19 protein-coding genes are annotated in these 25,646 nt (G+C 65.8%); 13 read left to right on the forward strand and 6 right to left on the reverse strand.

The annotated features are described in order from the left end of the window. Nucleotides 1-27 precede the first annotated feature (27 nt). On the forward strand, nt 28-375 hold the full coding sequence (locus AC3RJ6_RS09045; RefSeq protein WP_491426696.1) for a hypothetical protein: 348 nt from the start codon (nt 28-30) through the stop codon (nt 373-375). 327 nt (nt 376-702) lie between these two features. Here the strand turns inward: AC3RJ6_RS09045 and AC3RJ6_RS09050 are convergent, their stop codons facing one another. Next, nucleotides 703-2,217: a P-loop ATPase, Sll1717 family gene (locus AC3RJ6_RS09050; protein WP_491426697.1), complete on the reverse strand. Its 1,515-nt coding sequence runs from the start codon at nt 2,215-2,217 to the stop codon at nt 703-705. Between the two features lie 199 nt (nt 2,218-2,416). Between AC3RJ6_RS09050 and AC3RJ6_RS09055 the strand changes: the two genes are divergently transcribed. The 6 genes from AC3RJ6_RS09055 (at nt 2,417) to AC3RJ6_RS09080 (ending at nt 13,793) form a co-directional block, all read left to right on the forward strand. Continuing rightward, entirely contained in the window at nt 2,417-3,556 is a 1,140-nt protein-coding gene (locus AC3RJ6_RS09055) for a DUF3320 domain-containing protein (protein WP_491427155.1), read from the forward strand. 193 nt (nt 3,557-3,749) lie between these two features. Continuing rightward, nucleotides 3,750-6,917, forward strand: a complete 3,168-nt coding sequence (locus AC3RJ6_RS09060) for a helicase-related protein (protein ID WP_491426698.1) — start codon at nt 3,750-3,752, stop codon at nt 6,915-6,917. Continuing rightward, nucleotides 6,914-7,687: a DUF4391 domain-containing protein gene (locus tag AC3RJ6_RS09065; protein ID WP_491426700.1), complete on the forward strand. Its 774-nt coding sequence runs from the start codon at nt 6,914-6,916 to the stop codon at nt 7,685-7,687. Before AC3RJ6_RS09060 ends, AC3RJ6_RS09065 begins: the two co-directional genes overlap by 4 nt. After that, nucleotides 7,684-9,699: a site-specific DNA-methyltransferase gene (locus tag AC3RJ6_RS09070; protein WP_491426701.1), complete on the forward strand. Its 2,016-nt coding sequence runs from the start codon at nt 7,684-7,686 to the stop codon at nt 9,697-9,699. Before AC3RJ6_RS09065 ends, AC3RJ6_RS09070 begins: the two co-directional genes overlap by 4 nt. A gap of 4 nt (nt 9,700-9,703) precedes the next feature. Further along, entirely contained in the window at nt 9,704-12,802 is a 3,099-nt protein-coding gene (locus tag AC3RJ6_RS09075) for a restriction endonuclease (protein ID WP_491426702.1), read from the forward strand. Nucleotides 12,803-12,902: 100 nt separating this feature from the next. Next, nucleotides 12,903-13,793, forward strand: coding sequence for a restriction endonuclease (locus tag AC3RJ6_RS09080; protein WP_491426703.1), 891 nt, complete (start codon nt 12,903-12,905; stop codon nt 13,791-13,793). Between the two features lie 87 nt (nt 13,794-13,880). On the opposite strand, the gene AC3RJ6_RS09085 is transcribed toward AC3RJ6_RS09080, so the two are convergent. Next, nucleotides 13,881-14,402, reverse strand: a complete 522-nt coding sequence (locus AC3RJ6_RS09085; RefSeq protein ID WP_491426704.1) for a hypothetical protein — start codon at nt 14,400-14,402, stop codon at nt 13,881-13,883. A 182-nt stretch (nt 14,403-14,584) separates the two neighbouring features. Between AC3RJ6_RS09085 and AC3RJ6_RS09090 the strand changes: the two genes are divergently transcribed. Next, a complete protein-coding gene (locus AC3RJ6_RS09090) occupies nt 14,585-15,874 on the forward strand; it encodes a sensor histidine kinase (RefSeq protein WP_491426705.1) in 1,290 nt (429 codons plus the stop codon). Between the two features lie 35 nt (nt 15,875-15,909). Further along, entirely contained in the window at nt 15,910-16,536 is a 627-nt protein-coding gene (locus AC3RJ6_RS09095) for a response regulator transcription factor (RefSeq protein ID WP_491427156.1), read from the forward strand. A gap of 207 nt (nt 16,537-16,743) precedes the next feature. On the opposite strand, the gene AC3RJ6_RS09100 is transcribed toward AC3RJ6_RS09095, so the two are convergent. After that, complete coding sequence (locus tag AC3RJ6_RS09100; RefSeq protein ID WP_491426706.1) at nt 16,744-17,562, reverse strand: alpha/beta fold hydrolase; 819 nt, start codon at nt 17,560-17,562, stop codon at nt 16,744-16,746. A 78-nt stretch (nt 17,563-17,640) separates the two neighbouring features. After that, complete coding sequence (locus tag AC3RJ6_RS09105) at nt 17,641-17,910, reverse strand: DUF1876 domain-containing protein (protein ID WP_491426707.1); 270 nt, start codon at nt 17,908-17,910, stop codon at nt 17,641-17,643. Nucleotides 17,911-18,166: 256 nt separating this feature from the next. Between AC3RJ6_RS09105 and AC3RJ6_RS09110 the strand changes: the two genes are divergently transcribed. Beyond that, on the forward strand, nt 18,167-18,352 hold the full coding sequence (locus AC3RJ6_RS09110; RefSeq protein WP_491426708.1) for a hypothetical protein: 186 nt from the start codon (nt 18,167-18,169) through the stop codon (nt 18,350-18,352). Between the two features lie 49 nt (nt 18,353-18,401). Here the strand turns inward: AC3RJ6_RS09110 and AC3RJ6_RS09115 are convergent, their stop codons facing one another. Next, on the reverse strand, nt 18,402-18,845 hold the full coding sequence (locus AC3RJ6_RS09115; RefSeq protein WP_491426709.1) for a nitroreductase/quinone reductase family protein: 444 nt from the start codon (nt 18,843-18,845) through the stop codon (nt 18,402-18,404). Between the two features lie 188 nt (nt 18,846-19,033). Here AC3RJ6_RS09115 and AC3RJ6_RS09120 point away from each other — a divergent pair, with 188 nt between their 5' ends. Beyond that, nucleotides 19,034-19,474: a hypothetical protein gene (locus AC3RJ6_RS09120; RefSeq protein WP_491426710.1), complete on the forward strand. Its 441-nt coding sequence runs from the start codon at nt 19,034-19,036 to the stop codon at nt 19,472-19,474. Between the two features lie 101 nt (nt 19,475-19,575). Here the strand turns inward: AC3RJ6_RS09120 and glsA are convergent, their stop codons facing one another. Next, nucleotides 19,576-20,835, reverse strand: a complete 1,260-nt coding sequence (gene glsA, locus AC3RJ6_RS09125; RefSeq protein WP_491426711.1) for a glutaminase A — start codon at nt 20,833-20,835, stop codon at nt 19,576-19,578. 130 nt (nt 20,836-20,965) lie between these two features. Here glsA and AC3RJ6_RS09130 point away from each other — a divergent pair, with 130 nt between their 5' ends. Together AC3RJ6_RS09130 and AC3RJ6_RS09135 are read left to right on the forward strand one after the other, a co-directional pair. Further along, nucleotides 20,966-21,691, forward strand: a complete 726-nt coding sequence (locus tag AC3RJ6_RS09130) for an NADPH-dependent F420 reductase (protein WP_491426713.1) — start codon at nt 20,966-20,968, stop codon at nt 21,689-21,691. A 291-nt stretch (nt 21,692-21,982) separates the two neighbouring features. Beyond that, on the forward strand, nt 21,983-25,636 hold the full coding sequence (locus AC3RJ6_RS09135; RefSeq protein WP_491426714.1) for an alpha-L-fucosidase: 3,654 nt from the start codon (nt 21,983-21,985) through the stop codon (nt 25,634-25,636). The last annotated feature ends 10 nt before the right edge of the window (nt 25,637-25,646 follow it).

The following is a 25,646-nucleotide window of genomic DNA, read 5'->3' on the forward strand; positions in this document are numbered from 1 at the left end:
CGCGCCTCCGACCGAGAGGAGCGAACCATGCCCGCTGACGAGTACTTCGAGGCCCAGCGCAAGTCGAACGAGAGCCGCCCGAACCCCGGCGCGAGCCGGTCGAGCGATGCCGAAGCGAAGACGCGATACCTGGCGCGCCAGGCCGAGTGGGACGCGATGCCCGAACCCCTCCGCGCCGAGTGGTGCCGCGCGATGCTCGACTTCCCGCCCCGTTTCCCCGGTCCGTCGGTGATGGTCTTCGCCGCTCAGCGTATCGGCGCGGGCGGGTTCGCGACCCTGATCGGCTGGGTTGAGCAGGCGGTCGAGTTCACCCAGCTCGGATTCACCCCTGGCAGACTGGTACCTGCTGCGCCTCTGCGTCGCGCGCCGCCGTGACGACCTCGCGGCCCGAGCCGACGGTCGCTTCGCGATCGTCGCTCCGCCCGTGCACTACCCGACGCTTACTCTCGTGCCCGACGACTGGGTCGAGTGGCTGACGACGCGAACTGGACTACCTCGACGAGTTCGGTGGGCCGTCGAGTGTGCGCACACGCAGCGCCGGCTCACCTTCGTTGGGTCGGCGTCACAGCTGACTGCATCTCGGTTGTGCAGTTAGTCGTCGGTTCCGTCCTTGATCAGCAGACGGAATTGTTCCCGGGCCGAATCAAACCTGACCGAGGCGACTCACTTTCTCTAGACACGGGGCGGACGGTGAGTGCGCCCCTAGTCGTCATCTTCATCGTCATCTGTCTCGGGAGTGGCGTCCTGAACCGCAGCCTGGAAGGCCTTGCCTTGCGTGATTTTAAGCCCCTGGCGATAGAGCGGTGGAACCTTGTATGTCTTGCCAAAGGGTTCGAGGAATCCCAACGTGATGAGGCGCTTAGTCAACTCTGCGGAGTCGCTGCCCAATAGGACGGCGAGACTTTCTGCGTTCTGTTCTGCCTTGCCGTTCGCGAACCGTTTGATGTACTCCGCGATCTCGCCTGCCTCTGCCAGCAGCGTGTCTTCGACCCTCGCTTCACTCAACTCGGCGAGAGCCCGCTTGAGTGCATCGCCGGTGATCAGCGGCTCGCCTGCGCTGATGATTCGCGGCTTCTGTGCCTCTCGACGCTTCTGAGCCTCTACAGCTTTGATGATGAGGTCCACGAGGTTTCGTGGTGATTTGACATCGTTGCCGTCGCGAATCCGTGTGAGGATCCAGTTCCAGGTCGTCGGGCGCTTTGAAGTCGGGTCGACCTTCGCCGGGAAGACGAGTGAGAAGACCTCGTCAGGCGTACTGTCGCGAGTAAGACCGGCGGCTTCCAGGAACGGTTCCGACTCGATGAGCCTCCGGTAGAGCAGAACGTAGAGATCGTCGTCCTCCCACGTTATCGAGATTCGCCGGGAATTAATGTGGGTGAGATTAACGAACCCGCCGTCGATGATTCGCGCGAAGAGATCTCGTCTCACAAACAGCTTCATTCGAACGTGCCTGAGATCCTGCATGTCCAGGTAGGCGCGAAAGAGCGCCCGAAGCGCCGGTCGCTCGACCTCGGGGTGAGCTTGGAACGCTTCGTCGAGTCGATCGAAGACGAGCCAGAGAGAGAAGCCCGTCTCTTCCAGGCACTTTTCAAGGAGCGCGAGTGCTTCATCATGTCGAACGAAGCCCTCAGGGGCCTCGGCCGGAGGGTCAGCCGACTCGAACGTGAACTTGCTGGTGAAGATCGGAATCCCGTCGGGGGTTACTGAGGCGGTCGTTTCCACGGTCTTCGGGCGAAAGAAGGCAAGCAGACGCTCGAAGAGAGACTTGGGCGAACCCTCGTGGACACGAAGCCCTGTTCGTTGCAAGACATCTTCGAGATCGCCCAGGCTCCCCGGACGAGCGGTTTCATATAGGTCGAGCAGCCAGTTGCCCGCGAGTGTGAAGACGTAGGTCTTCCACACACCGATGTACTCGCTCTCGTCGAGTACTCCTGTTTCCAGCAGTCTTTGAAAGTTCGGTGTGCCTGCAGGGTTGAAGGCCGCGATCACCTCGACATCGCCGAGGGCATCGTATTCTGCGAATCGGTCCTTCAGGATCCGAAACAGCGCGGTCTTCCCGCTGCCTTTGTCGCCTGCAACAGTGTCGCCGCCGTCATTCACGAGCTGACTGAACGTATCGGTTTCGACGAAGTAGTTGGCGAGTGCGCTGTCGAACTCAGCCACTGGCGATCCAAGCTTCACGAGGTTCAGCAACTTGCTCGCAGCGATGGCATCCATGGCTACATCTTGGCCCATTCTGATTTCGAGCAGCCGCCCCAGACTCTCTATGCAGGAACCGCACGGACGCCTGATGTCCCCAGTACGGGGGTATCGGCGAGTCGGAACTTGCAGGGCATCAGTGACCCGTGGAACATGGCGGAGAGTCGCTACTCAGCTGCGAGTTCGGCTCGGCGCTGAGTTGCAAGGAGATCGAGTGATGGTGTTCGAGTCGAAGCTGTCGGTCACGAAGGGCCTCGACCATCTGGCGCTTCGGCTTGATCCGATCATTCGTGATCGGCTTCCCGTCGATCTCGGAAACCTCGATTGGACCGCGGTGCTGAGCCAGCTCGATGACCTCGAGGGCAAGCACCCCAAGAAATACGCCACGACCGACCTGCAGTGCCAGCTGAAGATGTTCACTCGCCGGCTCGGGAAGCTCGGCTACCCATTCGACGACAACCGACAGACCGTGGGGACGCTCGGGCGAGAACTCACGATCGTGCGGAACGCGTGGGCACACGGCGATGCATTCTCGACGCTCGATGCGTGGCGTGCGCATGACTACGTCGTGCGACTGCTCGAGTATTTCAAGGATGGCGAGGGCTTGCTGACCGCAAATGAGCTTCGCCACGAGGCACTCGCAGCATATGTGGCGGATGAGGGCCTGGCGCCGATTCCAGTGCAAGGTCTTCAGGTTTTGTCTGAGGCGATGACAGATGCCGATGCGCAGGATGTCGCTGCTACCAAATCCGACGGGAACACGGTCAACGAATCCGACGCCGAGCCCGTTCTACCTGACCCCGAGGTCTTCACCCGTGAGCCGTCGCCCGGGCTCACGCTCGTCGGTAACGCGCGGCCGTCGTTCGACCCGTGGACGGTGGTCCCGGTCGGTGATGTCACCGTACTCGATGACCTGCCCAAGCTAGCGGCGAAGCAGAAGGTGCGCGCGGTCGCGGTCGAAATCGCAGAGGCAGAAGGACCGATCCACCTTGACCGGCTCACGCAACTCGTGGCCGCTTCATTCGGCCTGCAGAAACTGCACTCGAACCGTGCCGCGCGAATCGCGACGCAGGTCAAGGCGGCCGGCCTCACGGTCGACTCGGCGAAGTTCGTGTGGCCAGATGCGATCGACGCCGCGACGTGGACCGAGTTCCGCCCGAACTCGAGCGACGTCCCCCGGCAGTTCCTGCACATCAGTCCCCGCGAGATTGCGAACGGATACCACTTCCTGCAGAAGCGTCTACCGAATGCCTCGGAGGCTGAACTTGATGCGGCGACCCTGCAGACGTTTGGTCGCAAGCGTCGAACTAAGGCGTTCGCCGCGCACCTCGCGAAGGCAAAATCATTGCTGGGCTGATGCAGATGGCTGTTGGATGCTTCGTGGCCGACGTCTCTGCGAAAAGCGCGGCGCGTGGGATAACGGTGTACCCAGAAGGGGGGTTAGCGTTCTCGTTGTCCGCGGATGGAACGTCGGAACCGGATAGCATCGCCGAGATACCCCGCGCATCATCAGTGGGCGTTTGCGCGCGCAGCAGGACGAAGGGCAACACGTGACGATCGATGACGACCGCCCGCTCGGTAACCTGCGAAAACACCTTACGAGTGCAACTGCCCTCGACTCACTCTCGGAGTCGTTCTCGATCTTTGTCCACGAGGCACTCAAGGTTGAACTCGCCTCTATCGACCTCCGCCTGCTGCTCTGGGAGGGAAGCCTCAGCGAGCACCCGCTGAACGGTCTCAACGAGGAGAACCTCCTCCGTTCGCGCCTAGACCAGCACCGTATCGCCAAAGAGTTCGTCCAATGGGCGGAAGCACGGATGCAAGTCCGCGCGCTCACCCGCCGCACTCGTGATACTTCGGTGGCCGTACAGGGCGTCTTCCCGTATGCCGTACAGGGCGCGGGCCTCGAAGCCGAGAGCCTCGGCCTCGTCGCGTCGCCGAATCTCCACCTGCCGCTCGAGTTCACGGACGCAGCCCAGGTCAGGAACGTCGCCGAGCACTTCGAACGTGCGTGGCACCACCCGTCAGCGACCGCGCCGGCCAAGGAGGAGTTGCTCGACGCAGCTCGGGCTCTCTATGAGGACCGTTCGCCGGAAAGCGTGTATCTCCGCATCCTCACCTCACTCTTCAAAGACTTCGTCGAAGAATCCGGCGATGAGACTGAGGCGCGCGGCCGAACCGGCTTCTACGACACGACCGTCTGGAAGAAGCTCTACAAATTCCAGAAAGACGGCGTTCTCGGTGCGATCGAGAAACTCGAGCGCCACAACGGCTGCATCATCGCCGACAGCGTCGGCCTCGGAAAGACCTTCGAAGCACTCGCCGTCATCAAGTACTACGAACTCCGCAATGATCGGGTGCTCGTCTTGGCGCCGAAGCGACTCCGCGAAAACTGGGCGCTCTACCGCGCGAATGACTCCCGCAACCCGCTGCTCGCAGACCGGCTTAACTTCGATGTACTGAACCACACCGACCTCTCGCGCACGCATGGCAAGAGCGGCGATATCGACCTGTCACACATCGAGTGGGGCAACTACGACCTCGTCGTAATCGACGAGTCGCATAACTTCCGGAACAATCCGCAAGTCGCCAGCCGCACCACCCGCTACGAGCAACTCATGAACGCCGTCATTAAGGCCGGTGTCCGTACAAAGGTGCTGATGCTCTCGGCGACTCCGGTGAACACCCGCCTCGCGGACCTCCGTAATCAGGTGCTGTTCGCGACCGAGGGTGACGATAGGGCGCTCGCACAGGAGGGCATTAAGGACATCGCCCAGACCCTCCGGCAGGCGCAGACTCGCTTCAACGCCTGGCAGAAGGCACCGGAGCCGCAGCGCACCGCGAAGTCGCTGGTTGGGACACTCGGAATGGACTACATCCGACTGCTCGATCTCGTGACAATCGCGCGATCGCGCAAGCACATCGAGAAGTACTACGGCGTTGAAGACACCGGTAAGTTCCCCGAGCGGCTGCAGCCGATCAACCTCACCCCCGGTATTGACCTCAAGGGTGAGATGCTTCCGCTCGAGCAAATCAACCGGGCGATCCTGCGGCTGACCCTCGCGGCCTACAAGCCGACAAGCTATGTGCACAAGATCCACGAGGAGAAGTACGCGGCGCTCTACGACAAGTCGCTACGCACCGGCGGTAGGCGCAAGTGGGTGCAGACCGATCGTGAGAATAATGTGGTTCACCTGCTCCGCGTCGGACTCCTCAAGCGCCTCGAGTCGTCGGTCCGATCGCTCGGGCTGACGCTTTCGAAACTGCTCGCGACGATCGACGACTCGATCGCCCGGCTCGACGCGTTCGAGCTCGACGGCGCGGTGGGCGCGTCAATCACGGACGACGAGTCAGCCTTGAATCTTGGGATCGACGACGCCGAGCTCGAAGATGCCGTTGGCGGCAACGTCAAGGTGTACTTGCAGGACATGAACCGCAGCGGATGGCGGCAGGATCTGGAGTCCGATCGCGCCACGATCGCCGGCCTGTTGGCCGAAGTCACGGCAGTGGATGCAGCTCGCGACGCGAAACTTGAAGAGCTCAAGCGGTTCCTCCAGGCGAAGACCGAGAACCCCACCAACGCTGGGAACAAGAAGGCACTGGTCTTCACGGCGTTCAGTGATACCGCCGAGTACCTCTATGAACACCTCGCCGAGTGGGCCCGGAACCAGCTCGGTTTGAGTGTCGCCCTGATCACCGGCCAGACGACGCGGACCACTGCAGACCTGAAGCACCGGGACATGCACAGCGTGCTGACCGCATTCTCGCCCCGATCCAAGGGTGGCGATGTCGCCGGGACGACGATCGACATCGTAATTGCAACCGACACCATCTCCGAGGGCCAGAACCTTCAGGATTGCGACACGGTCGTGAACTACGACATCCACTGGAACCCCGTTCGTATCGTGCAGCGATTCGGCCGTGTTGATCGTCTCGGCACGACGAACGCGAGTGTGCAGCTCGTCAACTTCTGGCCGACGAACGACCTGGAGGCCTACATCAACCTCGAGGGTCGTGTTTCGAGCCGCATGAAGCTTTTGGATGTCTCTGCCACCGGTGAAGAGAATGTCCTCGACTCATCCGAGATGAACGACCTCGACTACCGTCGCCGTCAGCTCGAGCAGCTGCAGAAGGCTGCGCCGACGATGGAGGATCTCGCCGGCGGCCTCTCGATCACCGACCTGACGCTCTCCGACTTCCGTATGGATGCGGCTTCTCGTCCCCGCGGCGAGTTGCGTCGTATCAACCGCTGGCCGCTCGCATTGTTCGGGGTCACGCGTTTTGACACCGGACTTGCTGCTGAGGGACTGGCCCCGGGTGCTGTCTTCCTCCTGCACGTTCGAGATGACGCGTTCGCACTTTCGGATGCGTACCCGCTAGGGCCATTTGTGCTTGCCTACGTCTCCGATGACGGCACGCTTGTCCACCCGATCGAAGAACCCAAGCTGGCGCTGGACGTTTTGCGTCGGCACAGTCTCGACCGCGTAGAGCCTGACGGGTCTGCACTGGCCGATTTTGAAAAGTTCACGAGGAACGGCCGGAACATGAAGCACTATCAGCGATTGCTCGAGGCAGCCGTTCGCGCGGCATCCGGCCATGCGGAGCAGAAGCTCGCTGCGTCGGTCTTCTCGTCGGCACCCTCGCTGCTCGGTACCGATGCGTCGGTGCCGGCGCTCGAAGCAATCGACGTCGTTGCCTGGGTGGCGATCATCTCGTGACCGCGGGCCGCATCGAGTTAGCCGACGTGCTCGGCCTGCCGGAACGAGCGCGCGAGTCGCATCGGCTCACGAAGAAGGACATCGCAGCGCAATGGGACGGCTCATCCCCCGCTGATGCGCGGTTACTCACCCGTGCGATCTCGTCGGCCTCGATCGTCGGCATTCTTAGCCCGGCGACCGTCGGGGCAGCCGCATTCAGCGATTCAGATCACCGCGTCGACATGATCCCGATCCTGGATGTCGCGCTCATCGACGGCGTGAAGCCAGCAGAGCGATCGAGAGTCGCGGAGCTCCTCCACCGCTCGATGCCACGGCCTTCGGTGGTTGGCCTTCGCTCACCCAACGGTGAAGCGTCACTCTCGTTGGCGCTCACTCGCCTCAGTCGAACGGATGAAGAGATGTCGGTGATCGAGGCGCACATCATTGCTCCCGTTTCTTCGATGAAGCCCGGATCGCTCCACCTGGCGAACCTCGAACGTTCGGACCTCGATGCGTTGCATCGTGACCTCGTGCGCACGGCTGCCGCCGATGGCAACCCAGCCTCGGCCGCCCTCACCGTTGTTGAGGCGATCGAGCTTCGCCATCGTCTGACAGCACTTGAGAGCGAGCTGTCAGCCACAACTCGCGAAGCCGCGCGTGAGAAGTCGATGCAGCGGCGGATCGAAATCAACGACCGCGCACGCGCGCTCCGAACCAACATCAGCCAGGTCCGTGCGTCGCTTTTTGCCGAGCCTCGAACCACCACTAACGACCCTAAGGTTGCACCGTGACGAATCCCGAAACCACCGACAACATCGAGTACCTGCCGGTCGATGGCCTGACCGGGCCCGGCGAGGCGTCGAGCAACGCCGCTCTGCTCGCGGAACTCTTTCCTGATGCGGTGACGGATGGCCGAATCGATCGAGACGCGCTGCTCGCGCTCCTTGGTGATGAGGTCGCGCCCGCCGGGACGGAGACCTCTGGGCTGCGTTGGGTGGGCATGGCTGAGGCTCGCCAGCTTTCGACCCTTCCGGCAACCGGAACACTGCTCCCGCGCCCGGATGAGTCTGTCGAGTGGGACACGACGCAGAATATCGTCATCGAAGGCGACAACCTTGAGGTGCTCCGCCTCCTGCGCCGTGGGTACACGAATAAGGTCGACGTCATCTACATCGATCCGCCGTACAACACCGGAAATGACTTCGTCTACGACGACAAGCGGATGTCGAGTGTAGCGGAACACGAGGCGGCGGCTGGTCTCCGCGATGACGACGGTGTCACCCAGACCGGAGAAGGATCTGACCGTGCCGACGAACGCCGACTGGCGTCTTCGAAGCACGCAAAGTGGCTGTCCATGATGTATCCGCGTCTCCTTGTCGCTCACCCTCTCCTCAAAGAGACCGGGGTGATCATTGTGGCAATCGATGACACTGAACATGCACGGCTGAAGCTGCTCCTCGACCGCGTATTCGGCGCTGAGAACTTTGCAGCGAACGTCGTATGGCAGGGGTCGGGGCGTAATGACGCAAGATTCACGTCCGCGGGCATCGACTACATGCTCATCTACACGAAGAACAAGGCCAGGCTCGTCCAAGATAACGTGCGCTGGACGGAAAAGAAGAACGGAGGCGACGAAGTCGCTGCAGCCGTTCGCATGGCTTGGGAACGAAGTGGTCACAACTCGGAGCGCGCGACTGCCGCCCTCAAGGAATGGTGGAAGAGCGCGCCAACGGATATTGCCAAGGGCCTGGGCGGTTCTCGTGGGTATCGAGAAATCGACGAGACCGGGCGTGCATTCGCGCGAGGCGACCTGCGATCGCCCAACCCGCGAGAGAATTTGAGGTACGAGCTTCCACATCCAGTGACCGGTAGGCCCGTAAGAATGCACGAGAACGGATGGGTCTACTCGCGCGAGACAATGAGTCAGAAGATTTCTGAGGGTCGAATTCTGTTCGGCCCTGACGAGACAGTTAGTCCGCGATACAAGCGATTCCTTGACGAACTGGACGCACAACCGATTCGCCCTGTCTTTGAGCAAGACCGAGCTGCTGCGGGCCTTCGTCTTCGCCGACTCATGAATAGCGACGCGTTCGATTATCCGAAGGACGAAACCGTCCTAGCGAAATGGATCGATGCGGTGTCCGGTTCCAATTCCGAACTCCTGATCCTCGATTTCTTCGCGGGTTCGGGGTCAACCGGGCATGCGATCATGGAGCTCAACGCGGCAGACGGAGGAAACCGTCGCTACATGCTTGTGCAGCTTGACGAAAGCATTGAGCAAGACGGCTTCGACACAATCGCGGACATTACACGGGAACGTCTGCGTCGAGCGGCAGCGAAAGTTGTCGAGAAGCCTACGCTTGAGTCCGCTGGGATCGACCTCGGCTTCCGGTCGTACCGCCTCGCACCATCTAACATCCGGCCCTGGGACGGGACAGGTGAACTGAGCCTTCTCGATTCAGTCGATAACCTCATCGACGGCCGTACCACCGACGATCTCCTTGTCGAGATGATGCTCCGCCTAGGAATCGAGCTCACCACCGCAGTCGAGACTCGTCAGGTAGCGGGCAGCACGCTGTACAGCCTTGGTGGCGGAACCCTCTATGCCTTCTTCGGCGAGGGCGTCACCACGGAGCAGTCAATCGAGCTTGCCCGGGCCCTCGTCGCATGGCGCGATGAGAACCCGGTCGACTCAGACGTCACGATCGTCGTCCGCGATACCGGCTTCGTCGACTCCTCGGCCAAGCTGAACCTCGACGCTGCGGTCAAGCAGGCCGGTTTCACGACATTCCGGAGCATCTGACGCGATGAAGTTCACGTTCGAGGCTGACCTCGACTATCAGCGTGCCGCGATCGACTCCGTGACTGGACTGTTCGTGGGTCAAGACGTTATGACGGGTGCTTTTGACGTTTACGCGCATCCCTCTTTGCACGCCGGCCTCCAGGGACTCGCGGACACCGGCGTCGCGAATCGGCTCATTCTCGACGAGGACTCGATCCTCGAAAATCTGCACGCCGTGCAGGAGGCTTCTGGGTTCGCGCCTGAAAAGTCGCTCTCATCGATGAACTTCACGATTGAGATGGAGACAGGTACCGGCAAGACGTATGTCTACCTGCGCACCATCTACGAACTGAACAACCTCTACGGCTTCACGAAGTTCATCGTGGTCGTGCCCTCTGTCGCGATCATGGAGGGCGTGCTGACGTCCCTCGGAATGCTCCGGGACCACTTCGGCACGCTGTACGGCAACAAGACACCGATGCAGTACTTCCGGTACGACGGCACAAAGCCATCGCGGGTTCGATCGTTCGCGACGTCCTCTGGCATCGAGATCATGATTGTGACGGTCGCGGCGATCAACAAGGCCTCGAACACGATCCACAAGCCCTCGCCTGACCTCGATGACGAGCTGCCGATCGACCTCATCTCCGCGACGCGACCGGTACTTATTGTCGACGAGCCGCAGAGCGTCTACGGCGACGACGGCAACCCGAGAAAGAAGGCGGGGGCGGGCCGTATCGCGATCGACAAGTTCAACCCGCTTGCGGTTCTGCGCTACTCGGCGACGCATCCGAAGTATGACAAGGGGAACCTCGTCTACCGCCTCGATGCAATCGCCGCCTACGAAAAGCAACTCGTTAAGCAAATCGAGGTCGACTCTCTCGTAACCGAATCGAGCGGCACGACCCCTTATGTGCAACTCAGGAGCGTGAAGCGGTCGGCAGGCAAGTTCAGCGCTCGTGTCGTGGTCGATGTTGAGCAGAGCGGCAAAATCGTGCGCAAGCCGGTGTCTGTTCGAGACGGGGACAATCTCCAGTTCGTCACAGGCCGCGACCTCTATAAGAACCTGACGGTGACTGAGCTCAGTGTTGCTCCAGAACGGATCCGATTCGACACCGTCGCGGAACCGCTTCACCCAGGCGAGTCGATCGGGGCGGAGGTCAGCGTCGGCGAGCGCGCTCGCCAAATGATCGCCCAGACGATCCGTCAGCATCTCCGCAAGGAGAACGAGTTCGCCATGCGGGGGCTCCCGATCAAGGTGCTCAGCCTCTTCTTCGTCGACTCAGTCGCGAAATACCGCGAGTATGACGCAGACGGTATCGCGCAGCCAGGCGAGTATGCGCGCACCTTTGAGCAGGAGTACCTCCGCGTCGCCCGCGAACCGGAGTTTGTGACGCTCTTCGCGGACCAGCCGGCGGAAGCGGACGCGCAGAGCGCCCACCAGGGCTACTTCTCCGTCGACCGGAACAAGAAGAGCGGTTCGGAACGCCTCGTCGACACGGCCGAGAACACTGCCGCCGGTCGCCAGCAAGCTGAGCTGGCGTACGAGCAGATCATGAAAGACAAGGTCGGGCTCACCACACCCGGCACTCCGATCCGCTTCATCTTCAGTCACTCCGCGCTCCAGGAAGGCTGGGACAACCCGAACGTCTTCCAGATTTGCGTACTACGCAACATGGGCTCGGAGCGCTGGCGACGCCAGAGCATTGGGCGTGGGCTCAGGCTCTCCGTAGACGGGCACGGCAACCGTGTGCGCGGATTTGACGTCAACCGACTCACGGTGATCGCTAACGAGACCTTCGAGGAATTCGCTGAACAGCTTCAGCACGAACTTGCCGAGGACCTCGGCATCGATTTCGGGAAGGTGACTGTCGATGGTTTCGCCCGCCTGACCTTCAAGGATCCGGAGGCTGGCGGCAAGGTCGTGCCGATCGGCAACGCGGCTGGCCTGGCGCTGTTCACTGGCCTGATGACAGCTGGGTACATTGACAAGGCTGGTGGCGTTCAAGAATCTCTGCGCGAGGCGGTTCAGGAAGATAGTGACGCACTCAAAGCTCTCGTTGGCGGCGTCGCGCCAAACGAGCCAGCACAGATTGCACTCCTCAGCCTCATCAAGCGGCTCGCAAAGCCGATCGACATCAAGAAGGCTTCCGAGCGCATCGTGGTGCCCGTTGTAACGGAACGACTCGAGAGCCCCGAGTTCCAGGCTCTGTGGGAACGGATCAGGCATCGAACTGAGTACCGGCTCGAGGTCGATGAGGCGGAGTTACGGACCGAGCTCGTCAACAAGCTGCGGACCATGGATCCGGTGAAGAAGCGCAAGGGCGAGTGGCAGACCGCGCGCGTGGAGAACATCGACCAAAGTGGTCTCGCGGCCTCGGTCGAGAAGATTCGTCGAGCGGACGTGATCTATGCCGACAGTGAGGACCTGCCTGACATCCTGTCGGTCCTCGCGGACCGCACCCAGCTCACCCGAGCGACCATCGCCCACGTCCTAACGGAGTCCGGAACTCTCACGCAGTTCCGCGACAACCCGCAGGCGTACGTCGAACGTGTCACTCGTCTGTTGAACGAGACAAAGAGCTTGTTCTTGGTCAACGGACTCCAGTACGACCTCGTCGCCGAAGACCGCCCCGAGAGCGAGCGGTGGTACCCACTGACGCTCCTCGAACAGGAGGATCTGCACGGCTACACCGGCGCAGCGGGCAACATCATTACCGACACCGATGGCTACCCGGTCGACTTCGGGTCGAAGTCACCGTACGCGCACATTGTCGCCGACTCGACCCAGGTCGAAAAGGCATTCGCGCTTGAGCTTCTCAAGCGCGAGGATGTGAAGACGTTCGTCAAACTGCCGTCGCATTTCACTGTGCCGACCCCGTTTGGGAAGTACAACCCGGACTGGGCTGTCATGGTCGAAACGACTGACGCCGGACGCTACATCATCTTCGAAACAAAAGGCACGACCAACACAGCACTCCTGGGTGGATTCCAGGAGCCGAAGACGATTGCCGGAGCGCTCCACTTCAAGACCGTGGCAGAACGTCGTCATTATGTTGACCTCACTTATGCGGTTGTCAGCGACATGAGCGATGCGGATGGTGTGATCTACGGGGAAGGCTGACACCCGTCGAAAGCTGGCCTTCTCGGCCCCGCTGCGCCAACACCTTGAATCGATAGAGAGAGACGAAGTGACCGATCAGATACCCAATTGGGAGGGGTTCATGATCCCGACGCTCAAAGTGCTGAGCGACGGGGCCGTGCGCCACTGGCGCGAGTTCCAGCCGCTGGTCGCGGAGGAGGTCAAACTCTCGGAAGCACAGAAGCGGGAAATGCTCCCGTCCGGGAGCCAGGTCAAGTATGAGAATCGCATCGGCTGGGGCGTCTCATTCCTGACCAACGTTGGCGCGCTTTCTCGACCGCGGCGCGGCCATTACACGATTACTGAGGCCGGCCGGCAGCTCATTCAGATGTTCCCGAACGGTGTCCGTGAACGCGACATTCGGGCGCTTGGCGAGGACCCGAACTCGCCGATCCGCGTGTATCAGAAGGCCGAGCGTGCGAAGGTCGGCGGGTCGGATGTCGAGATCGACGGCGATTCGATGACGCCGATCGAGCAGCTTCAAAGCGGTATCGAACGCATCCACGAGGAAGTGGCAGCGGAGCTACTCGGGCGGCTCCAAGGAAAAGAGCCTGGGTTCTTCGAGCAAGCGGTCGTACAATTGCTCCTTTCCATGGGGTACGGCGGAACGACCGGGAGTGGAAGCGTCACTCGATTGAGCAACGATGGCGGCATCGATGGCGTGATCGACCAGGATGTGCTCGGTCTCAGTCGCGTCTACATCCAAGCGAAGCGCTATGCCGACAACAACGTTGTTCAGCGACCTGACGTGCAGGGATTCGTCGGGGCGCTCAGCGGCAAGGCGGACAGCGGTGTCTTCATCACGACGAGCCGCTTCTCGGAGGGGGCGCGCGCGTATGCCCAGGCCATCCCGACACGCGTCATCCTTATTGATGGCAAGCGGCTCACAAGCCTCATGATTCGCTACGGCGTGGGCGTTCAGGTTCGAGAGACGTACAAAGTCGTCGAGATCGACGAGGACTTCTTCGCCTGAGGGTTCTGGCGATCTCGTAGTCTTCGACGCGTGCAGGTGTCGCTCTGATCAGCACTGGGCTGAGAGAGCCATCTGTGGGACAGGTGCTCACCGTGCCAACGCCACCCCGAGCGAGACCGCTACCCCGGCCACCACGCCCCAGATCACGATCGAGACGATCTGCCACGCGATCACGGCGTTGCGGTTGGCGCCGAACGAGACCATCGCCGCCGAGGTGAACTGGCTGGGCAGCACGAACGGGCCGAGCAGGCTCACGCCGGCGACGCCGTACTTGTCGAATGCGCGGCGCACCTTCTCGCGGCGGGGCGACGAAACGCCGTCAGCCCCCGACACATCAGCAGTCGAGGTCGAGCCAGCACCAGCCGCAGCTGCCCTCCCCGCCGCCACCTTCGATCGCACCCCGCTCGCGGCGAACACGAAGCCGAGCATCGACAACACGTTGCCGATCACGGCGACGCCGATCGCGAGCGCGGGCGGCAGCCCGATGAGCACGCCGACGACCGAGCCGAAGTACGAGTCGATGAACGGAACGGCCGAGATGAGCATCACCCCGAGCCACTGGAGAAAGTCGGGGAGCGAGGAGGCGAAGTCTTGGAGGGCGTTGAGCATGATGGGGCCTTTCGATAGCGGAAGTGAAGATGCGGCGGGCTCCCTTCGACAGGCTCAGGGAGCGGAACTGCATCAAGCCTCCGAGAACGGCCCGATCGGCGGCAGTGCCGCCGCGTCACTCGTTCCCGTGCGAAAGCGCACGCGCCCGGCGTGACAAATGTCACTGGCATAGGCTCGGGCGCATGCCTGCCGAACCTGCTGCTCGCAGCGTGCACACGACGTGGTTGTACACGCTCGCGTCGATCGTGTTCTTCTTCGGGTTCTTCGATTTGATCGTGGGGCTGAGCATGCTCGAGGCGGTCATGAATGCCACTCGTGGGGGTTTCGATACGGGTGCTGGCGCGCCCTACTCAACCAGCGAGATGCTCACGATCGCGGTGCTCGTCCTCCACATCATCGCCACGGCCACCCAACTCCGGTACTGCTGGTTCTTGCCGGTCGGACGTGGGGGCGGGCTGCCCCACCCGGGGTGGACGGTGGCGCTCGTCGCGCCCGCCGCACTCGTCTGGATCGTCGGCCTCGCCGCCCCGGGCGACGCACTCGTCGCCGCCGTGCCGCTGTGGGCCGCGGCATCCCTGATCGCCGCCCTGTTGCCGAAGCCGCAGCGGCGACTCACCCTCCTCATTGGCGCCATCCTCACGGCCGCGCACGTCGCGATCTTCACCGCACTGCACGGTTCGCCGGCAGCAGAGGGCCCGCAGGGCTCGAACACCTTCATGATCGGCCTCTTCGCCGTCATCCTCCCGATCATGCTGCTTACGAGCCTCTGGTGGTGGGAGGTCGTCGTGCAGCTCGACCGCAACCGGCGCACGGCCGCCGAGCTGGCCGTCACGCAGGAGCGGCTGCGCTTCGCCAGCGACCTGCACGACATCCAGGGGCATCACCTGCAGGTCATCTCGTTGAAGTCGGAGCTCGCCGAGCGCCTGCTCGAGCGCGACCCGGCGGCCGCGCGCGAGCTCGTGCACGAGACCCGCATGATCGCGAAGGAGGCCCTCGAAGAGACCCGCTCGCTCGTCGCCGGCTACCGCCAGGTCGCCTTCGACGACGAGCTTGAGAACGCCCGCGAGGTGCTCACCGCGTCGGGCGCCGCGTGCGAGCTGCGGCTCGGCCCACTGCCCGCGGATGCCGCCGCGCAGAGCGCGCTCGCCTCGGTCGTGCGCGAGGCGACGACGAACATCCTGCGTCACAGCGAGGCCGTGACGGTCACGATCGCGCTCACAACCGAGGGCGGGCGCTGCGAGCTGCGCATCGTCAACGACGGCATTTCGAACGTGGATGCCTCGGCGCCGGCCCCCTTCGACTGGCTCAGGGAGCGAGAGGGCACCGGGTCGCGCGCGCCCGGGTCGGGGCTCGCGGGTCTGCGCAAGCGGCTCGCCGCCGTCGGCGGCAGCCTCGAACACCACGAGGATGCCTCGGCCGGCACGTTCGAGCTCATCGCCACGGTTCCCGTGCGAGCGGGGGTGGCGGTGTGAGCGGCGCGGTTCCCGGGCCCGGTCGTGCGGCGAGCATGGTCGAGGATGCCTCGGCCCGAGGCATCCGCCTCATGATCGCCGACGATGAGCACCTCATTCGCGGTGCGCTCGTCGCCCTGCTGAACCTCGAGCCCGACATCGAGGTCGTCGCGACCGCCGACAACGGTGCAGCCGCCGTCGAGCAGGCGATCGCGGAGCGGCCCGACGTGTGCCTGCTCGATCTCGAGATGCCTGAGGCCGACGGCATCGAGGCGGCCGCGCGCATCCTCGCGACGGTGTCGACGCGGGTCGTCATCGTCACCCGGCATGCCCGCCCGGGAGTGCTGCGGCGGGCGCTCGCGACGAAGGTGTCGGGCTTCGTGCCGAAGTCGACCCCGGCCGAGGAGCTCGCGCACGTCATCCGCGACGTCGCCGCCGGCCGGCGCTACATCGACCCCGAGATCGCCGCCGCCGCCCTCACCGCCGAACGCTGCCCGCTCACCGACCGCGAGCTCGACGCGCTGCGCTTCAGCCGGTCGACGATGAGCGTGCAGCAGATCGCCGACCGCCTGCACCTCGCGCAGGGCACCGTGCGCAACTACCTCTCGTCGGCGATGACGAAGCTCGACGCCGGCTCGCGCCACGAGGCCGCCGAGAAGGCGTGGCAGCAGGGGTGGATCTGAGGGTCGCGCCGCGTGCCGCCCCTGCCCGAGCGTCTCGCTGAGGTCGTCGCGCCCGGCGACTGACATCGGTGACCCGCGAGTCGCGCGTGGGGCGCTCCGGGTATGGGTTGCTCCGCGAAGGCAGTGGTGAAGCAGAGTTGTAGAGCGCTTCCGCGGAGAGAACCCCCGCGAGGCGCGCCCGCCGCCGAGGCGGGAACCGGAAGGGCGCTACCGCGCGAACACCTTGGCGAGCCAGCGTGCCGCGATCGCGTCGAAGCTCTTCGCGCCCTCGGTGCGTTCGGCCGCGGCATCCTCGGGCCAGGCGGCGAGGGCGTGGGCGACGCCGTCGACGTAGCGCACCTCGCCGATGCCGAGGCGTTCGAACTCGCGCGTGGTGTCGATGAAGGGCGGCTCGTCGTCGGCGCCCTCGATGATGAGCAGCGAACCGCCGGCGGCGGCGAGCTCGCTCGCTCGCGCGACGAAGTCCATGCGGGCGGCGACGGCATCCGAGTCAGGCGTCCACGCGTACGGCGTCGGCAAGAACTCGGCCATCGCGTCGATCATCGGGCGCAGGCGCAGCAGCGGGTTCATGAGCACGCACGCCGTGACTCCCTCGGCCGCGCCAGGCAACGCGGCGGCGTGGGTCGCGAACACCTCGGCCGCCACCGACGCACCCGCCGACCCGCCGAGCACGGCGACGGGCGAGGCATCCGACGCCCCGAGCACGCTGCGCAGTTCGGCGAGGGCGTCGGGAAACTCGGCCAGCGCCTGCTCGTGCATCGGCCCGAAGTACTCGGTGACCATGTCGATGCCGCTCGTGAGGAACTCCTCGAAGTCGGCGTACGGCGCGCGCTCGCCGCTGAGCGGCAGGCCGAGGTAGGCGACGTGCGCGTCGAGGCCGTCGAGCGGCAGCGCCGCGGCCATCGCGGCGGGCGTCGATGGCGGGTCGAGCAGGTGCCAGCCGACGACGATCGGCGCCTCGGGGCGGCTTGCGGGGCGCGCCGAATAGGGCACGCCGGCGGAGGTGATGCCGTGCATCCAGGTCATGGCCGCGAGGCTAGCGCGTGCGGGGGAGCGCGGCCAGTGGTTGCTGCCGACGGCAGCGCCGACGATGAGCCGTATGCCCTAGCGATGCACGTGCGCCGGCTGTCCGGTCACGCCCGAGATGTCCTTCTCCGTCGTGTGCAGCAGCCGCTCGGCGAGATCGCGCAGCGCGCGGGCGACCGCGAGCTCGTCGCCGATCGCGGGCACGTTCGGGTCGAGCGGATTTCGGTCGGCCTTGCCGACGCCGGTCACCTCGCGCCCCGAGGGCGAGCGAGCCGTGACCTCGGCCATCGTGGTGTTCTCTTCTTCGTCGATGTCGACGGTGACGCTCCACTGCTTCGTCGCATCCATGGAACTCACCACCTTCCGGTCCGGTTCCACCTCTCAGGCTACCCACCTGCCGACCCTGCGGCGAGGGGATGTCGCGCCCCTTCTCGGCCCGATCTGAGGTACCTCACGCAGACCTGAGGTACCTCAGACGCACAGCTGCGCCGGGGCCCCGGCGAAGATACGGCACCCGACCGATACGGGCCCGGTACCTCAGCGACGAATCTGATCTCAGGCGGCCGGAACGTCGGCCGCGAAGCATCCGAAAGGGATCGGAACCATGGACCTCGCAGCCGGCTTCATCGCCACCACCATCAACCGCAACGACGCCGACGTCGCGGCCGCCGCGAACGAGCGCCGCCGCACCGCGGGCGAGCGCCGCGTCGTCGAGCGCGCCGACCGTGCAGCGCACGCCGGGCGCCTGCACCGCCTCGCCCACCGCCTGCACCTGCACCCCGCGCACTGACCCCGGCATCCGGTTCACGACCACGAACCGGATGCCGCGGGGCGGCGACTCAGGGCGACGCGGATGCCTCGCCGCCACCGATCTTCGAACCAGGCTCGGACCTCGACTCGCGCAGCAGCCTGAACTCCTTGCGCCGCAGCAACTTCAGCAACCACGACGCCGGCGGGCCGAACGCGCGCCGGCCCACCGTCGTCTCGATCGGCTCGATGCCGACGACCTCGAACTCGCGTGCCTTCCAGACCACGGTCGCCCGACTCGCGGCGACGAGGTTGCGATACCAGTTCACCTCGGGCCCGTAGGTGAGCTCGGCGACGAACCCCTCGGGCGCGCGGGCCAGGATGAGCGGCGTCTCGAACGTTCGACCGCTCTTTCGCCCCGTGGTCCGGATGAGTGAGAACGGACCGACGCCGCGCCGCGCCATCCAGAGCGTGAGCCGGTTGAGCGTGTGCTGGATGAACGTCAGCCACCCCCGCTTGAACCACCCCATCGCCATGCTTCGATTCTCGCGCCACCCTCGCCGGTTGAGTAGCGCCGACGCCCGTCCGCTGGTTGAGGAGCGCCGACGCGAAGCGGCGACGCGTCTCGAAACCCGGTGAGACGATCTCGAAACCCTCGAATGTCAGAGGCCCCGTCTAACGTCGTGATCTTCGGCTGAGCCCGGAGTCACTTCGGGAGACGACCATGGGGTTCGACTCTTCGCGCACGGTGCCGACGTCGGCACCGGCCCGCCCGACCACCACTGCTGCGGAGCTCGCCGCCACCGACGCCCGCCAGGCCGCCACCGCCCGTCGACGTGCCGACCTCACCCGGTTCTCGGCCGAGGTCAAGGAGCTCGAGCTGCGCCTCGCACTCATCGATGACCGCTTCGAGCGGCTCGCCTCCCGCCCCGACGAGCAGTACCAGGTCTGGCGCCGCGACCTCGTCGGCCGCATCCGTTCGCTCGCCCAGAGGGCCGCCGACCTCGAGGCCGCCGATGCGCTCGAGCCGCACCATCGCGACCGCGTCGCCGCGCTGCTGCTCACCCTCCGCCACCGGCTCGGCGCCCTCGACACCCGTCATGCTGCCCATCCGCTGGTTGAGGAGCGCCGACGCGGAGCGGCGACGCGTCTCGAAACCCCGTGAGCCGCTTTCAGAGACCGGGTCACCAGGGTTTCGAGACGCGTGCTCCTTCGTCGCTCGCTCCTCAACCAGCGGGGTGGTGCGGGTTTCGAGACGCGTGCTCCTCAACCAGCGGGGTGGGCCACCGGCTCGGCGAGCACGCCGTCGGGGTCGCGCACCTCGACGCGGGGGCGACCGTCGTCGAGCCGACCCATCGTCTCGGGCAGGGCGGCGAAGATCTTGCGCGAGCCCGCCGCGACCCTCGTCACCGCGGTGAAGTCGAGCACGAGGCATCCATGATCGCCGACGAGGGGAGCGAGGCGGGTCAGGATCTCCTCGGCCTCCGAGAACAGGATCTCCCCGCGCAGCATCGCGACGGTGTCGCCGGCGGAACCGGCGCCGCCGTCACCGTCGCGCGACAGCGACGCGATCGGCGACAGCGGCGTGCCGTGGTGCTGCAGCATGTGCAGCCCGTGCCGCTGCGACAGCAGCTCGAGCGTCGCGACGCCGCGCACGCTGTTGCCGCGCGCGTCGAGGCGGGGGCTGAACGTGCCGATGCCGAACTGTCCTGGCTGCACCGCCGCGATGCCGCCGCCGACGCCGCTCTTGGCGGGCAGGCCGACGCGCACCATCCAGTCGCCCGACTCGTCGTACATGCCGCAGCTCGTCATGACCGCCGTGGTCCAGCGCGCGGCATCCTCGCTGATGACGCGTTCGCCCGTCACGGGATTCACCCCGCCGGTGGCGAAGGTCGCGGCCATGATCGCGAGGTCGCGCGCGTTGACGCTGATCGAGCACTGGCGGAAGTACGCGAGCGTCGCCACGTCGACCGCAGAGCCGAGCGTGCCGGCCGAGCGCGTGAGGTACGCGAGCGCGCGGTTGCGGTCGCCGGTCGTGGCCTCCGACGAGTACACGTCTTCGTTCACCTGCAGGTCGCGGCCGGCGAAGCGCTCGATGCCCGCACGCACGACGGCGAACTTCTCGTCGGCGGTGTCGCCCTGCATGAGCGAGGTCATCACGATCGCGCCCGCGTTGATCATCGGGTTGCGGGGGCGGCCGGATGCCTCGTCGAGGCTGATCGCGTTGAACGGTTCGCCGCTCGGTTCGAGGTCGACGTGCGTGCGCACCTGCTCGAGCCCGAGCGCGTCGACCGCGAGCGCGAAGACGAAGGGCTTCGACACCGACTGGATCGTGAATTCCGCCTCGACGTCGCCCGCCTCGTGCACGACGCCGTGCGTGCTCGCGAGCGCGGCGCCGAGCTGCTCGGGCTCGACCTTCGCGAGCTCGGGTATGTAGTCGGCCACCGCGCCATCGGTGCGATCTCGAACGGCGTCGAGCACCGACTCGAGCGCGTGACGAACCGGATCCCCCAGAGCCGCAGCCATGCGGTCAGCCTACGACCGCCGCCATCGGTTGAGTAGGGCTCGCTGGTTGAGGAGCGCCGACGCGAAGCGGCGACGCGTCTCGAAACCCGGTGACCGAGTCTCGAGACCGTCTCACCAGGTTTCGAGACGCGTGCTCCTTCGTCGCTCGCTCCTCAACCAGCGGAAGAGGGAACAACTCGCCACACGTCGCGTTGCACTCCTCATGACCACTCTCGGAATCATCGGTGCAGGACACATCGGCAGCCAGGTCGCCCGCGCGGCCGTCAAGAGCGGATACGAGGTGGTGATCGCGAACTCGCGCGGCCCAGAGACGCTCGAGGGCCTCATCGCCGAGCTCGGCCCGTCGGCCCGCGCCGCGACCGCCGACGAGGCAGCCGCCGCCGCCGACATCGCCGTCGTCACGGTGCCGTTCAAGGCGTACGCCTCGGTTCCGGTCCAGCCGCTCGCGGGCAAGATCGTCATCGACACCGACAACTACTACTGGGAGCGCGACGGCCACGTGCCCGCCCTCGACGAGGGCCGCGACACCGTCACCGGCATGCTGCAGAAGCACCTGTCGACGAGCCACGTCGCCAAGGGCTTCAACCACATCACGGCCGCCGACATCACGACCGACGGGCGCCCGGCCGGCGACCCGGCCCGCCGCGCGCTCGCCACGGCGAGCGACCACGAGGATGCCGCAGCCTTCGTCACCTCGCTCTACGATGAGTTCGGATTCGACACCGTGAACGTCGGCCCCCTCGACGACAGCTGGCGCGTCGAGCGCGACCAGCCGGCCTACGAGTCCGGCGCCCAGACCCGCGACGAGCTCGTCGCCAACCTCGCGAAGGCGCAGCGCCGCACGAACGCCGGCTGAGGTCACCGCTGGCTGAGGAGCGCCGACGCGAAGCGCCGACGCGTCTCGAAACCTCGCAACCCGTTCTCGAGACCGGGTCACCGGGTTTCGAGACGCGTGCTCCTTCGTCGCTCGCTCCTCAACCTGCGGGCGGGGTAAAGATCTGATCGAATTGCTGATTCGGAGTCAGTAGTCCGCGCATTTCGGCGCGCGGGTCGTCACATCGTTGCTTAAACATCGGATGACTACTACGCTCGCGAGCGGGCGGCAGTGGCGCCGCCCCGAGTGACGACCCGCTGGAGTGACGTGACGATGACCGCGCCGACCGCCCTGACCGACCGACGAACACCGAAACCGAGGCGCACCCGCCGCCGCTCCCTCGCCCTCATCGCCGCACTCGGCGTGACGCTCGCCGGCCTCGCGCCCGCGGGCCTCGCGTCGGCGGCCGAGGGCGACGACCTCGACATCCGCTTCGGCGGCTCGCTCGTCGGCACGACGGCGTACACGACGACCGAGGGCGAGTCGATGCGCGGCGTCGTGCGTCGCCTGGCCGGCGGCGAGGAGCAGCTCGCCGCGGGCGGCGTGCGCCTGCACGGCGCGACCGAGGGCATCCGCTTCGAGGCGGCCGACTTCACGTTCGGGGGCGCGACGCCGACGTCGGGCTTCCTCGCCGAGGTCGAGTTCACGCCGACGGGCGCGCAGGGGGACATGTCGACGATCCTCTCGGCGGCCGGCAACCTCTACGTGCGCAATCAGGGCGGCAAGCTCGTCTACGGCTTCGACTCGTACGACGGGTCGAGCTGGTCGACCCACCGCGCCGAGGCGCCGGCCCCCGCCGCGGGCGTCGCGCACCAGCTCTCGGTGCAATACGTCACGACCGACGCGGGCGCCGAGCTGCACACCTGGCTCGACGGCGTCGAGCTGCAGACCCTCGCGTCCGACGCGGGCGTCGGCGTGAACAGCGCCGCGGCGAACGCGTTCGGCTTCGGCAACGAGGTGCACCCCGCCGGCGCGGGCCGCGGCATCGTCGGCGATCTCGGCCACGTGCGCGTCGTCGGCGACGTCGCCGCCTACGACCCCGAGCTGTTCGAGTTCCAGCCCGCGCCGATCACGACGACCCTGCTCGACGTCGGCTTCGACGGCACGGCGGATGCCGCGGCGTACGCACCCGCGGCCGGCGAACGCGTCGACGGTGCCGTCGCCCTCCGCGGCACCGCTGCCGTGTCCGGCGGCGACCTGCAGCTCGGCGGCGGCAACCAGGCGGCCGACTTCACCGCGACCGAGAACCTCTTCACCGCGGCATCCCTCGACCGCGCCTTCGTGATCGAGACCGAGTTCACCGCCTCGGGTGCGCAGTCCGACCTCGCGACGGTGGCCGCCGTCGGCGGCAACCTGAGCGCCCGTTACCGCAGTGATGGACTGCAGTACGGCTTCAGCGCGAACGTGGGCGGCACTTGGCACGACTACATGGGCAAGGTCGCACTGCCCGCCGCCGGCCAGGCGCACGTGCTCTCGCTCGCCTACATTCCGGGCGCGACCGAGACGAAGGTCATCGCCTGGCTCGACGGCAAGGAGCTGCCCGAGGTCACCGCGCCCGCGCCGTCGACCCGCAACGCGAAGGTCACCCAGACCCTCGCGATCGGCAACGAGGTGCCGGCGATCGGCAACCGCGGCTTCAAGGGCACCGTCGAGCGCACGCGCTTCGCCCTGCTCAACGGCGAGTTCGAGAACGCCGCGTTCCGCTACCAGGAGCTCGACGTGCCGATGCCCTGCCTGCCGCTCGGCGACGTGTCGCCCGCGAACTACGTCCAGGTGACGAGCGCCGACTGCCCGGCGAACGTACTCGCGAAGGCGTCGCTCGTGCGCCCGACCGAGCAGCAGCTCGACTGGCAGGAGCTCGGCCTCACCGCCTTCGTGCACTTCGGCATCAACACCTTCTACAACCAGGAGTGGGGCCACGGCACCGAAGACCTCTCGAAGTTCCAGCCCACCGGCGAGCTCGACGTCGACGCATGGGTGAAGTCGCTGCGCGACAGCGGCCACCGCATGGCGATCCTGACGCTCAAGCACCACGACGGGTTCTTGCTCTACCCCTCGCGCTACTCGACCTTCGACGTCGCCGCGACGCCGTGGAAGGACGGCAAGGGCGACATCGTGCGCGACTTCACGACCGCCGCGCACAAGTACGGCCTGAAGGTCGGCCTCTACATGTCGCCCGCCGACTCGCACGAGGAGCAGTTCGGGGTGTTCGGCAACGGCAGCGCCAAGACGCCGCGCACGATCCCGACGCTCGTCGAGGGCGACGACCGCGCGGGCGAGGACCTGCCGACGTTCGAGTACTCGGCGACCGACTACGGCGCCTTCTTCCTCAACACGCTCTACGAGGTGCTCACCCAGTACGGCCCGGTCGACGAGGTCTGGTTCGACGGCGCCGCCGGCAACACGGGCAAGCAGGAGTTCTACGACTACCCGGCGTTCTACGACCTCATCGAGAAGCTGCAGCCGAACGCGGTCGTCGCGGTCGGCGGTCGCGACGTGCGCTGGGTCGGCAACGAGAGCGGCTCGGCCCGTCAGGACGAGTGGGCGCCCGTGCCGATCAGCGACGCGGGCGACGGCGGCAAGATCGGCGTCGTCGGCGGCGGCACCTTCGAGCAGGTCGGCTCGGCCGCGATGCTGCAGTCGGCCGTCGCGAGCGGTGCGAATGCGCTGCACTGGTGGCCGACCGAGTCCGACATGAAGCTCACGCAGGGCTGGTTCGCGCACCCGACCGACACCCCGAAGACCCCGTCGGCGCTGCTCGGCCACTACCTCGGCACGACCGGACGCAACTCCGTCATGCTGCTCAACACCCCGCCGACCACGACGGGCACGTTCGCACCCTCGTCGGTCGCGGCGCTCGACGGATTCGCCGCCGAGCGGCGCAAGGCGTTCACGCTCGACCATGCGCTCGGCCTGCCGGTCGCGGTCGGCGCCGACGCCGAGGCATCCGCCGCCCTCACCGACGGCGATCGCCGCTCGTCGTGGGTGAGCGCGAGCGCCGAGCCGGGCGATGTCGTCATCGACCTCGGTTCGCCGAAGTCGGTGCGCCGCATCGAGCTCGGCGAGGGCGTGCTCGACCACGGCCAGGTCGTCGAGAAGTTCTCGGTCGACGCCGAGGTCGACGGCACGTGGGTCGAGGTCGCGAAGGCCGGCACGATCGGCGTGAGCCGCATCGTCACCCTGCCGCAGGCGGTCACGGCGCAGAAGTTCCGGGTATCGGTCGACCAGGCCCGTGCGCCGTGGTCGCTCGCGACCGTCGCGCTCTACGAGCAGCTCGCCGACGACCCCGGCAAGCGCACCGAGGTCTACCTCGACTGCGCGGCGCCGGCCGCCGGCGACGGCAGCGTCGACCGCCCGTTCACCTCGCTCGAGCAGTTCCGCACGACGGAGCTCGCGACGGGCGCCCAGGTGAACATCATGTCGGGCAGCGAGTGCGCCGACTCGTCGACGCCGTTCTGGGGCTACGGCACCTCCGACAAGCCCATCGTGGTGTCGGTCTACGGCGGCGACGTCGAGCCGACCTTCGGTGAGCGTTCGATGGAGGACGTCTTCGGCGGCCTCGCCGACCAGGGCTGGCGCGTCGACGTGCCGAACCCGATCGAGCCCGGCTCGGAGGCCGTCACGCTGACGGTGTGCCGCGCGGCGATGGGGGAGCGCGTCGAGCTCTCGGTCGCGGGATTCGCCCGCGGCGCGGAGGTCGAGCTCGCGCTCGCACCGAAGACGCCCAAGGGGTCGTCGACCGCGCTCGGCTCGGTCGTCGCCGGCGCCGACGGCACGGCGACCACCTCGCTCGAGCTGCCCGAGACGCATCCGGGCCTGCGCATCGTCACGGCCACGGTCGGGGATGCCTCGGCCGAGGCCCGGCTCGTCGTGACCCCGGATGCCGCGTCGAAGGCGGCCGGCGATGGGTGCGACTCGGTCGACTGACGGGGAGCGT

The sequence above is a fragment of the Agromyces cucurbitae genome (genome assembly GCF_058349945.1).

Coding starts and splice junctions, on each gene's coding strand:
- AC3RJ6_RS09045 (WP_491426696.1), top strand. CDS start 28: ATGCCCGCTGACGAGTACTTCGAGGCCCAGCGCAAGTCGAACGAGAGC.
- AC3RJ6_RS09050 (WP_491426697.1), bottom strand. CDS start 2,217: ATGGATGCCATCGCTGCGAGCAAGTTGCTGAACCTCGTGAAGCTTGGA.
- AC3RJ6_RS09055 (WP_491427155.1), top strand. CDS start 2,417: ATGGTGTTCGAGTCGAAGCTGTCGGTCACGAAGGGCCTCGACCATCTG.
- AC3RJ6_RS09075 (WP_491426702.1), top strand. CDS start 9,704: ATGAAGTTCACGTTCGAGGCTGACCTCGACTATCAGCGTGCCGCGATC.
- AC3RJ6_RS09080 (WP_491426703.1), top strand. CDS start 12,903: ATGATCCCGACGCTCAAAGTGCTGAGCGACGGGGCCGTGCGCCACTGG.
- AC3RJ6_RS09085 (WP_491426704.1), bottom strand. CDS start 14,402: ATGCTCAACGCCCTCCAAGACTTCGCCTCCTCGCTCCCCGACTTTCTC.
- AC3RJ6_RS09090 (WP_491426705.1), top strand. CDS start 14,585: ATGCCTGCCGAACCTGCTGCTCGCAGCGTGCACACGACGTGGTTGTAC.
- AC3RJ6_RS09095 (WP_491427156.1), top strand. CDS start 15,910: ATGGTCGAGGATGCCTCGGCCCGAGGCATCCGCCTCATGATCGCCGAC.
- AC3RJ6_RS09100 (WP_491426706.1), bottom strand. CDS start 17,562: ATGACCTGGATGCACGGCATCACCTCCGCCGGCGTGCCCTATTCGGCG.
- AC3RJ6_RS09105 (WP_491426707.1), bottom strand. CDS start 17,910: ATGGATGCGACGAAGCAGTGGAGCGTCACCGTCGACATCGACGAAGAA.
- AC3RJ6_RS09110 (WP_491426708.1), top strand. CDS start 18,167: ATGGACCTCGCAGCCGGCTTCATCGCCACCACCATCAACCGCAACGAC.
- AC3RJ6_RS09115 (WP_491426709.1), bottom strand. CDS start 18,845: ATGGCGATGGGGTGGTTCAAGCGGGGGTGGCTGACGTTCATCCAGCAC.
- AC3RJ6_RS09120 (WP_491426710.1), top strand. CDS start 19,034: ATGGGGTTCGACTCTTCGCGCACGGTGCCGACGTCGGCACCGGCCCGC.
- glsA (WP_491426711.1), bottom strand. CDS start 20,835: ATGGCTGCGGCTCTGGGGGATCCGGTTCGTCACGCGCTCGAGTCGGTG.
- AC3RJ6_RS09135 (WP_491426714.1), top strand. CDS start 21,983: ATGACCGCGCCGACCGCCCTGACCGACCGACGAACACCGAAACCGAGG.